The organism is Myxococcus sp. RHSTA-1-4 (assembly GCF_020037125.1).
Lineage (GTDB): Bacteria > Myxococcota > Myxococcia > Myxococcales > Myxococcaceae > Myxococcus.
The window spans coordinates 1-10865 of record NZ_JAIQDG010000072.1; the positions used below are offsets into that span (position 1 = coordinate 1).

General features: G+C 72.8%; 2 protein-coding genes. Both read left to right on the top strand.

The features are described from left to right. The coding region (locus K8638_RS43760; protein WP_223760738.1) for an alpha/beta fold hydrolase at nt 1-1539 on the top strand (1539 nt) is incomplete at its 5' end. A gap of 158 nt (nt 1540-1697) precedes the next feature. Next, the coding region (locus K8638_RS43765; RefSeq protein WP_223760739.1) for a non-ribosomal peptide synthetase at nt 1698-10865 on the top strand (9168 nt) is incomplete at its 3' end.

Sequence of the window (10865 nt, forward strand, 5' to 3'; positions counted from 1 at the left end):
GTGGCGCGAGGCTACCTGGGCCGCCCGGAGCTGACCGCCGAGCGCTTCGTGCCAGACGCCTTCAGCGGCGTGCCCGGCGCGCGGCTGTACCGCACGGGTGACCTGGTGCGATGGAAGACGGACGGCACGCTGGAGTACCAGGGCCGTGCCGACTTCCAGGTGAAGCTGCGCGGCTTCCGCATCGAGCTGGGTGAGGTGCAGTCCACCCTGGCCAGCCACCCCGAGGTGTACGGAGCCGCCGTCCTCGTGCGTGAGGACCGGCCCGGCGACAAGCGCCTCGTCGGTTACGTCGCGGCCCCGGAGTCCCTGGACATGGCCGCCCTGCGCGCCTTCCTCCAGCAGCGGCTGCCTGAATACATGGTGCCCTCCGCACTGGTCCGCCTGGATGCGCTGCCCCTCACGCCCAACGGCAAGGTGGACCGCGGGGCCCTGCCCGCTCCGGACCTGACGTCCGGCAATCAATACGTCGCACCGCGCACGCCCACCGAGGAGACCCTGGCGACGGTGTGGGCCGAGACGCTCGGCCTGGAGCGCGTGGGCGCCGAGGACAACTTCTTCGAGCTGGGCGGCCACTCCCTGCTCGCGACACGACTGGTCTCCCGGCTCCAGAAGGCCCTCGGGAGGCCCGTGCCGTTGGCCACCCTCGTCCAGCACCCCACCGTCGCGGCCCTGGCCGGAGCCCTGGACGCGCGGCGGGAGGCTCCCGCGTCCGCCTCCAACCTGGTGCGCCTCAAGCGGGGCCAGGAGGCGCGCCGGCCGCTGTTCCTCGTCCATGGCGGCGGCGGTGGCGTGGACGCCTACGCTGAGCTGGCCCGGCGGCTCCCCGCGGACCAGCCCCTCTACGCCTTCCGTGCGTCCGGACTGGACGACGGGGAGCCACCTCCCTCCTCCGTCGAGGCCCTGGCCGCGCACTACCTCCCCCAGCTCCGCGCGGCGCGGCCTCACGGCCCCTACCGGCTGGGGGGGTGGTCCTTCGGTGGGCTCGTGGCCCAGGAGCTGGCCCGCAGGCTCCAGGCCGAGGGTGAGACGGTGGAGCTGCTGGTGATGCTCGACACCCACGCGCCAGGCACCCGGGCCACTCCGGAGCCGGACGTCCTCGGGCAGCTCGCCACCTTCGGCGAGTTGCTCAACCTGCCCTGGCGGTCGCTCCCACTGGACGTGGAGAAGCTGAAGCAGCTCGACGGCCGGGAGCGGCTGGCGTGGCTGGTGGAGCAGCTCCGGCGCCTGCCCACGGGAGCGCCCGGCCTGGACCTGGACGAGACAGAGCGCCGCTTCCGCGTCTTCCAGCGGCTCAGCGAGGCCCAGCGCAACCACGTCCCGGGGCGATACTCCGGCCCGGTCGTGCTGCTCAAGGCCACCACCAGTATCGACGGACTCACACCTGCGGTGGACCTCGGATGGAGCGCCTGGCTCGACACGGAGCCGCGGGTGCTGGAGCTGCCAGGAGACCACTTCTCGATGATGCGGCCGCCGCACCTCGCCTCTGTCGCGGAGCGGCTTACCGCGCTGCTGCGGGCCCTGGATTCCGACGGAGCCTGAGCGCCTCACAGCTCCGAACGCGGGCCCCGAATTAGGGGCATCCCGCATTCTGGGGCTATTCTCGCTCTCACGGAGAACTTCTTCCTCACTGTTTTTTCCACCTCCCCGTTGGAGTTCGTCGTGACCGGACGGTGCGCCTCCGGGGAGCAGGAACCTTCATGGCGCTCACTCCCGAACAGAAGCGTGCACGGCTCGCCGAGCTGCTGCGCGACAAGAGCCGTCAGTCCCGTCGCGCACCGGTGTCCTTCGCGCAGGAGCGGATGTGGTTCCAGGAACGGCTGACTCCTGGCAGCGCCGTCTTCAACGTCCCCATCGCCGTGCGCTTGTCCGGCGAGCTGGACGTCAATGCCCTCCACCGCGCCCTCCAGACGCTGGTGCAGCGCCACGAAGCCCTGCGAACCCTCTTCGTCGAGCAGGACGGAAAGGTGCTCCAGCACATCGCGCCGGCCATGGAGGTCGCGCTGCCGGTGGTGGACGTGCGGGACGCGCCCGCCGCCGAGCGCGAGGCAGAGGCGTGGCGGCGCCTCCAGGCCGATGCGCAGCACCCCTTCGACGTGGAGAAGGGCCCGCTGCTGCGCACCGTGCTGTACCGCTGGGGTGAGCGCGAGCACCTGCTGCTGCTCGACGTGCACCACATCGTCTCCGACGGCTGGTCCCTGGGCGTGCTGGTGAAGGAACTGGGCGCGCTCTACCCCGCGCTCGCGGCGGGCCAGCCCTCGTCCCTGCCGCCCCTGCCCATGCAGTACGCGGACTTCGCCTCGTGGCAGCGCGACTTCCTGAGGGGCGAGACGCTGGACTCGCAGCTCGGCTACTGGCGGCAGCGGTTGGACGCCAACGCCGTGCTGGAGCTGCCCACGGACAAGCCCCGTCCGGCCATTGCAAGCACGCGCGGCGCGCGCCTCACGGTGGTGCTACCTCCCGCGCTGCTCCAGTCGTTGAAGGACCTGGCGCGCCGCGAGGGCCGCACCCTCTTCACGCTGCTGCTCGCCGCGTACCAGGTGCTGCTGTCGCGCTACAGCCGCCAGGAGGACGTCGTCGTCGGCACGCCCGTCGCGGGCCGCAACCGCTCCGAGCTGGAGGGCCTCATCGGCCTGTTCGTCAACACGCTCGCCCTTCGCACGGACCTGTCCGGGGACCCGTCCTTCCTGGAGCTGATGGGACGGGTGCATGAGGCGTCGCTGGGAGCCTTCGCGCACCAGGACGTGCCCTTCGAGAAGCTGGTGGAGGCGCTCCAGCCCGAGCGCAAGCTGAGCACCTCGCCGCTGTTCCAGGTGAGCTTCACCTTGCAGAACGCGCCGCTGCCCCCGCTTCAGGTGCCGGGGCTGACGCTGGAAGCACAGCCGGTGGACAGCGGCACCAGCCAGGTGGACCTGTCACTGCTGGCCACGGAGCTGCCGCAGGGCCTGCGCCTCGTCGCGCTCTACCGTACGGACCTCTTCGAGGCGCCGACGGTGACGCGGCTCCTGGGCCACTTCCAGGCGCTGCTGGAGGGCATCGCCGCGTCGCCGGAGCGGCGCCTGTCCGAGCTGCCGCTGATGGATGGGGCCGAGCGCCAGCGCGTGCTGGAGCAGTGGAACGGCAAGCCCGCGCCCTTTCCGGACGGCGCCACCGTGCACGAGCGCTTCGAGGCCCAGGCCCGGAGCACGCCCGACGCCACGGCCCTCCTCCAGGGCGATACGTCCCTCAGCTACCGCGAGCTGGACGCGCGCGCCAACCAGCTCGCGCATCACCTGCGCTCGCTGGGCGTCGGCACCGACACGCTCGTCGCGCTCCACCTGGAGCGCTCCATCGACCTCGTCGTCGCCATGCTCGGCGTGCTCAAGGCCGGCGGCGCCTTCGTCCCGATGGACCCCAGCTATCCCGCCGACCGCCTGGGCTACATGCTCACCGACTCGGCCGTCCCCGTCGTCGTCACCACGGAGGCGCTGGCGGACGAGCTGCCCTCGCGTGGTGAGCAGCTCGTGATGATGGATGCGGACGCGCCGCTGCTCGAGCGGCAGCCCCGGACACCTCCCGCGTCGGGAGCGATGGCGGGACACCTCGCCTACGTCATCTACACCTCCGGTAGCACCGGCCGTCCCAAGGGCGTCATGGTGACGCACCGGGGTGTGCCCAACCTGGTGCAGAGCCAGGTGGCCACACAGGGCCTGGGCCCCGGCACGCGCGTGCTCCAGTTCGCCTCGCCCAGCTTCGACGCCACGGCGTGGGAGGTCTTCACCGCGCTGCTGTCGGGCTCCACGCTGTGCCTGGCCTCGCGCGAGGAGCTGCTGCCCGGCCCCTCGCTCCAGTCCTTGCTGCGCGCGAGGCACGTCCATGTGGCCACCCTGCCCCCCACCGCGCTGGCCGTGCTGGAGCCCGAGGGGCTGGACGCATTGCGCACCCTCGTCTCCGCCGGCGAGGCGTGCTCCGCCGAGCTGGTGGCGAAGTGGGCCCCGGGGCGCCGCTTCATCAACGCCTACGGCCCCACCGAGGCCACCGTGTGCGCCACGCTGGCGCCCTGCGCGCCGGACGGGCAGAAGCCCTCCATCGGCCAGCCGCTGCACAACGTGCGCGTCTACGTGCTCGACGCGCAGCTGCGCCCGGTGCCGGCCGGTGTCCCCGGGGAGCTGTTCATCGGCGGCGTGGGCCTGGCACGCGGCTACCTGCGCCGCCCGGACCTCACCGCCGAGCGCTTCGTGCCGGACGCCTTCAGCGGCGAGCCCGGCGCGCGCCTGTACCGCTCGGGCGACCTCGTGCGCTGGAAGGCCGACGGCACCCTGGACTACCTGGGCCGCACCGACTTCCAGGTCAAGCTGCGTGGCTTCCGCATCGAGCCAGGTGAAGTCGAGTCCGCGCTGCGAGCCCACCCCTCCGTCGCCGAGGCCGTGGCCGTGGTGCGCGCGGACGGGCCTTCCGGCTCGCGGCTGGTCGCGTACGTCGTGCCCGCCTCGGAGGAGGCCGAGGGCACCGCGCCGGACACCCAGGGCCTGCGGGCCTTCCTCGCCGAGCGGCTGCCCGAGTTCATGGTGCCCGCGGCGCTGGTGGTGCTGAAGGCGCTGCCGCTGACGCCCAACGGCAAGGTGGACCGAAAGGCCCTGCCGGCACCGGAGGCGCGGCAGCGCGACGCCGGGGACTTCGCCGAGCCACGCACGCCCCAGGAGAAGGCCCTGGCCGCCGTCTGGTCCGAGCTGCTGGGCGTGCCCCGCGTCGGCCTGCACGACAACTTCTTCGAGCTGGGAGGCGACTCCATCCTCTCCATCCAGCTCGTCGCGCGTGCCCGTCAGGCGGGCCTGCACCTGGCCGCCAACCACATCTTCCAGCACCAGACGCTGGAGGCCCTGGCGCGCGTGGCGAAGAGCGAGGGCCACACCCGGGCCGAGCAGGGTCTGGTGACGGGCCCCGTGCCGCTGACGCCCATCCAGCGCGCCTTCTTCGAGCAGCCGCCCGCCCTCCCGCACCACTACAACCAGGCCGTCATCCTCGCCGCGCGAGGAGCCGTGGACGTGCCGTGCCTGGAGAAGGCGCTGCAAGCGCTGGTCGCGCACCACGACTCGCTGCGCCTGCGCCTCATGCGCGGGGAGGACGGCGCCTGGCGGCAGGAAATCGCCGGCCTGGGTGCGCCGGTGCGGCTGGTGCGGGTGGACCCGTCCTCCACGCCCGAGGCCGAGGCCACGCGCCTCCAGGGGAGCTTCGACCTGGCGGAGGGCCTGCTTCTTCGCGCCGCGCTGTTCCAGCATGGCGCCAATCGCGCGCCTCGGCTGCTGCTGGCCGTGCACCACCTCGCCATCGACGGCGTGTCGTGGCGCACGCTGCTGGAGGACCTGGCCACCGCCTATTCGCAGTTGCTGAGCGGCCAGACGCCGGCGCTTCCGCCCAAGACGACGTCCTTCAAGGACTGGGCGGAGCGGCTCCAGGCCTACGCCCGCTCCGAGGAGCTGGCGCGCGAGCTGCCCTACTGGCTGGAGCAGGGCCGCGCGCAGGTGCCCGCGCTCCCCGTGGACCTGCCCGGCGCGGCCAACACCCGGGCCTCCGCCCGCGTGGTGCAGGTGTCGCTGGAGGAGGAGGAGACGCGCCTGCTGTTGCAGGAGACGCCCGCCGCCTGGCGCGCGCAAATCCATGAGGTGCTGCTGGCCGCGCTGGCGGACAGCCTGACGCAGTGGACGGGCCAGCCGAAGCTGCGCGTGGAGCTGGAAGGCCACGGCCGCGAGGCCCTCTTCGAGGACGTGGACCTGTCCCGCACCGTGGGCTGGTTCACCGCCACCTACCCGGTGGTGCTGGACGTGTCCGGCGCCTCCACCCCGGGCGACCGGCTGCGCGCGGTGCGCGACTCGCTGCGGCGGCTGCCCCGTCGCGGCATCGGCCACGGCCTGCTGCGCTACCTCGCCGGCGACGGGGAGGCGCGCGCGCTCCGCGAGGCCCCCCGGGCGCAGGTGCTCTTCAACTACCTGGGCCAGTTCGACCAGGTCGGCGGCTCCCAGGCTTCCGGGGCGCTGCCCTTCGCCCCCACGCGCGAGCCCACCGGCGCGCTGTGGAGTCCCGAGGGCGAGCGCGGCCACCTGCTGGAGGTCAACGGCCATGTCTTCGAGGGCCGGCTGACGCTGGGCTGGACGTACAGCGAGGCCGTGCACCGCGCGGAGACAGTCCAGGCGCTGGCCGAGCGCTGCCTGTCCGCGCTGCGGCGGCTCATCTCCGGCCGCGCGTCCGCGGATGCGCGCCGCTACACGCCGTCCGACTTCCCGCTGGCGAAGCTGGAGCAGTCCGCGCTGGACCGGGTGCTGCCGGCGGGCCTCGCCGTGGAGGACCTGTATCCGCTGTCGCCGCTCCAGCAGGGCATGCTCTTCCACACGCTGGCGGAGCCCGGCTCGGGCGTCTACGTCTCACAGCTCGCCTGGACGTTCGGCGGCACGGTGGACCTCGACGTCTTCCGGCGCGCGTGGGAGGCCGCCGTCGCGCGCCACCCGCTGCTGCGCACCTCCTTCGTCTGGGACGGACTCGAGGAACCGTTGCAGGTGGTCCACCCGAGCGTGGCCCTGCCCTGGGAGGAGCACGACTGGCGGGGCGTGCCCGAAAGCGAGCAGCAGGCGCGCTTCGAAGCGCTGAGCGCCGGGGACCGCGCACGCGGGTTCGACCCGCTGCGGGCTCCGCTCACGCGCCTGACGGTGGTGCGCCTGGACGAGCACGTCCACCGCGTCCTCTGGACGCACCACCACCTGCTGATGGACGGCTGGAGCCTGGGCCTGCTCCTCCAGGGGCTGTTCTCGTCCTACGAGGAGCTTCGCGCCGGCCGCGCGCCCCAGCAGGGCGAGGCCCTGGCCTTCCGCGACTACGTCGCCTGGCTCCGGCGCCAGCCGCTGGAGCGCACGGAGGCGTACTGGCGCCAGGCGCTGCGCGGCTTCACCGCCCCCACGCCGCTGCCCGGCCTGCTTCCCGAGCGCGCCAGGGCCGTCCAATCGCGCGCGGAGCTGCGCGCGCCGCTGTCCGCCGAGGCCACCTCGGCGCTCCAGTCCTTCGTCCGCCAGCACCAGCTCACGCCCAACGCCGTGGTACAGGCCGCCTGGGCGCTGGTGCTCTCGCGCCACACGGGTGAGGACGACGTCGTCTTCGGAGCCACCGGCTCCGGCCGCTCCGCCGAGCTGCCGGGCATCGACCGCGCGGTGGGCCTGTTCATCAACACGCTGCCCGTGCGCACCCGAGTGGAAGAGGAGGCCCGGGTGCTCGCGTGGCTGAAGGGGCTCCACGCGCAGCAGGGCGAGCAGCGCCACCACGAGCATGCGCCGCTGGTGCGCATCCAGGGCTGGAGCGAAGTGCCCCGGGGCGCCCCGCTGTTCCAGTCGCTGTTCGTCTTCGAGAACTACCCCGTCGACGCGGCCGTGAAGTCGGCCCGCGCCGAGCTGGGCATCCGGGACGTCAGCGCGCTGGAGCAGACGGACATGCCGCTGGTGGCCATCATCGTCCCCGGCCCGAGGATGGAGCTGCGCCTGGCGTTCGACACGGCGCGCTTCGAGCCGGGCCGCCTGGAGCGGCTGCTGAAGCACTGGGCCCTGGCGGTGGAAGCGCTGGTGGCCCGGCCCGAGGCGCGGCTGGGTGAGCTGTCCCTCCTGTCCGAAGCGGAGCGGAAGCAGGTGCTGGAGGAGTGGAGCGCCACCGCCTCCGAGTACCCGCGCGACGCCACCCTGCCCGAGGTCTTCTCCCAGGTGGTGGCACGCTTCCCCGACAACATCGCCGTCGAGCTCGCGGGCTCCAAGCTCTCCTACCGCCAGCTCGATGAGCGCTCCAATCAGCTCGCCTGGCACCTGCGCGCACGGGGCGTCACCACCGACGCGTGCGTGGCCATCTCGGTGGAGCGCTCGCTGGAGCTCATTGTCTCCCTCGTCGCCATCCTCAAGGCCGGCGGCGCCTACGTCCCCCTGGACCCGAGCTACCCCCGCGAGCGTCTGGCGGGCATGGTGGAGGACACCTCTCCCCGGGTGCTCGTCACCACACGGGCGCTGTTGCCGAAGCTGCCCGCCGAGGGCCTCTCCACCGTACTGCTGGACGAGGCCGCGCTCTCCTCCGAGCCTACGCACGCGCCACCTCCCTCCGCCCTGCCCGACTCGCTGGCCTACGTCGACTTCACCTCCGGCTCCACCGGCAGGCCCAAGGGCGTTGGCACTCCGCACCGGGGCGTGCTGCGCACCCTCATCGGAGTGGACTACGCGCGCTTCGGCCCCGAGGAGGCCCTCCTCCACTTCGCTCCCATCTCCTTCGACGCCTCCACCTTCGAAATCTGGGGTGCGCTCCTTCACGGCGCTCGCCTGGTGGTGATGCCGCCCCAGGTGCCCTCTCTGGAGGAACTGGGCCACGTCATCCAGTCCTCCGGTGTCACCACCCTGTGGGCCACCGCCGGCCTGTTCACGCAACTGGTGGACAACCCGCCGCCGGGGCTCACCTCGGTGAAGCACGTCATGACGGGTGGCGATGTGGTGTCCCCGGCACACGTGCGCCGCGCGGTGGAGGCGCTGCACCTCCCCGTCTCCGCCTGCTACGGCCCCACCGAGACGACGGTCTTCGCCACCTCCTACCCGGTCACCCGGCCCGAGCAGGTGGGCATCTCCGTCCCCATCGGCAAGCCCATTGGTTGCACCCGTGTGTACGTGCTGGACGCGCACGGCCAGCCCGTGCCCGTGGGGGTCACCGGCGAGCTGTTCATCGGCGGCGACGGCCTGGCCCGTGGCTACCTTGGCAGGCCCGAGCTCACCGCGGAGAAGTTCATCCCCGATGCGTTCTCCGGCCTGCCGGGTGCCCGCCTCTACCGCACGGGCGACCGGGTCCGCTGGCGCGCGGACGGGGTGCTGGACTTCGTGGGCCGCGCCGACACGCAGGTGAAGGTGCGTGGCTTCCGCATCGAGCTGGCCGAGGTGGAAGTGGCCCTGCGGGCCTTCCCTGACGTGAGCCAGGCCGTGGCCCTGGTGCGTGAGGACGTCCCTGGCGACAAGCGACTGGTGGCCTACGTGGTGCCCGTGCCGCGGCCCCGTGCGGGAGAGCCGGCGGAAACCGCCCCGGCCTCCCGGCTGGACCTCTCCGAACTGCGCGCGTTCCTGGCGACGCGACTGCCCGAGTACATGGTGCCATCCGTCCTGGTGCGAATGGACGCCCTGCCCCTCACCGCCAACGCCAAGGTGGACCGCAAGGCCCTGCCCGCGCCGGACGCGGAGAGCCTGCGTGGCGACGCGCCCTTCATCGCACCTCGCACGCCGCATGAGGAGAAGGTGGCGGAGGCCTTCGCGACGGTGCTGGGCGTGCCGCGCGTGAGCGCCACCGACAACTTCTTCGCCCTCGGCGGCCACTCGCTGCTCGCCACCCGGGTGGCATCGCACCTGCGCGCGTCCCTGGGCGTGGAGCTGCCACTGCGGACGCTCTTCGAGTCGCCCACCGTCGAGACGCTCGCAGCCCACCTCGCACGGACCGGCGAGTCCGCGCGGGGCCACCAGGTCCCCGACATCGCCCCCGTGCCACGCACCGGACCGCTGCCGCTGTCCTTCGCGCAGCAGCGCCTGTGGCTGCTCGAGCAGCTCGAGCCAGGGAGCGCCACCTACAACATGCCGTCCTTCGTGCGCCTGGAGGGGCCGCTCGACGTGGACGCCCTGCGCCGCGCCCTGGACGCGCTGGTGGGGCGCCATGAGACCCTGCGCACCACGTTCATCCAGCAGGGCGAGCAGCCCGTGCAGGTCATCGCGCCCGGGGCCGCGCTGCCGCTGGAAGTCGAGGACCTCGGCGGACTGGAGTCCCAGGCCGCCCGCGCGGAGCTGGAGCGCCGCCTGCGGGAGGAAGTGTCGCGGCCCTTCAACCTCGCCACCGGCCCCCTGGTGCGCGCCCGGTTGCTGAAGCTCGGCCCCACCGAGCACGTGCTCGCCCTCAACATGCACCACATCGTCTCCGACGGCTGGTCGCTGGGCGTGCTCATCCGTGAGGTGGCCGCGCTCTACGACGCCTGCGCCCAGGGCCAGCCCTCGCCCCTGCCGCCGCTGCCCATCCAGTACGCGGACTACGCCGTCTGGCAGCGCGGGTGGCTGCGGGGGGCGGTGCTCGACGAGCAGCTCGGCTGGTGGCGCGAGCACCTCTCCGGCCTGTCCCCCCTGGAGCTGCCCAACGACAAGCCCCGCCCGCAGGTGCGGACCTTCCACGGCGCGCACGTCCCCGTGGCGCTCTCGCGCGTCACGTCCGAGCGGCTCGACGCACTCTGCCAGCGGGAGGGCCTCACGCCCTTCATGCCGCTGCTGGCGGCCTTCCAGGTGCTGCTGTCGCGCTACTCCGGCCAGCAGGACATCTCCGTCGGCTCGCCCATCGCCGGCCGCCGGAGCCGGGAGCTGGAGGGCCTCATCGGCTTCTTCGTCAACACGCTGGTGATGCGGACCCGGGTGGACGGCCGGTCTTCGTTCCTCCAGCTGCTCCGGCAGGTGAAGGAGACGGCCCTGGGCGCCTATGCGCACCAGGACGTGCCCTTCGAGCGGCTGGTGGAGGAGCTGCAGCCGGAGCGCGACATGAGCCGCAGCCCGCTGTTCCAGGCGATCTTCGCCCTCCAGAACCTGTCCCTGCCCTCGCTCCAGGTGCCGGGGATGGAGATGCAGCCGCTCGAGGTGGAGCACCCCACCATCAAGTTCGAGCTGGAGCTCAACCTCACGAAGTCGCCCGAGGGCTACCGGGGCGCGCTGAGCTACAACACCGGCCTGTTCGAGGGCGCCACCGCGCGGCGCCTGGCGGAGCACTTCCGCACGCTGGTGGAAGCCCTCATCTCCCGGCCCGAGGCCCCGCTGGCCTCCGCGTCGCTGCTGTCCGACACGGAACGGAGGCAGGTGCTGGTGGACTGG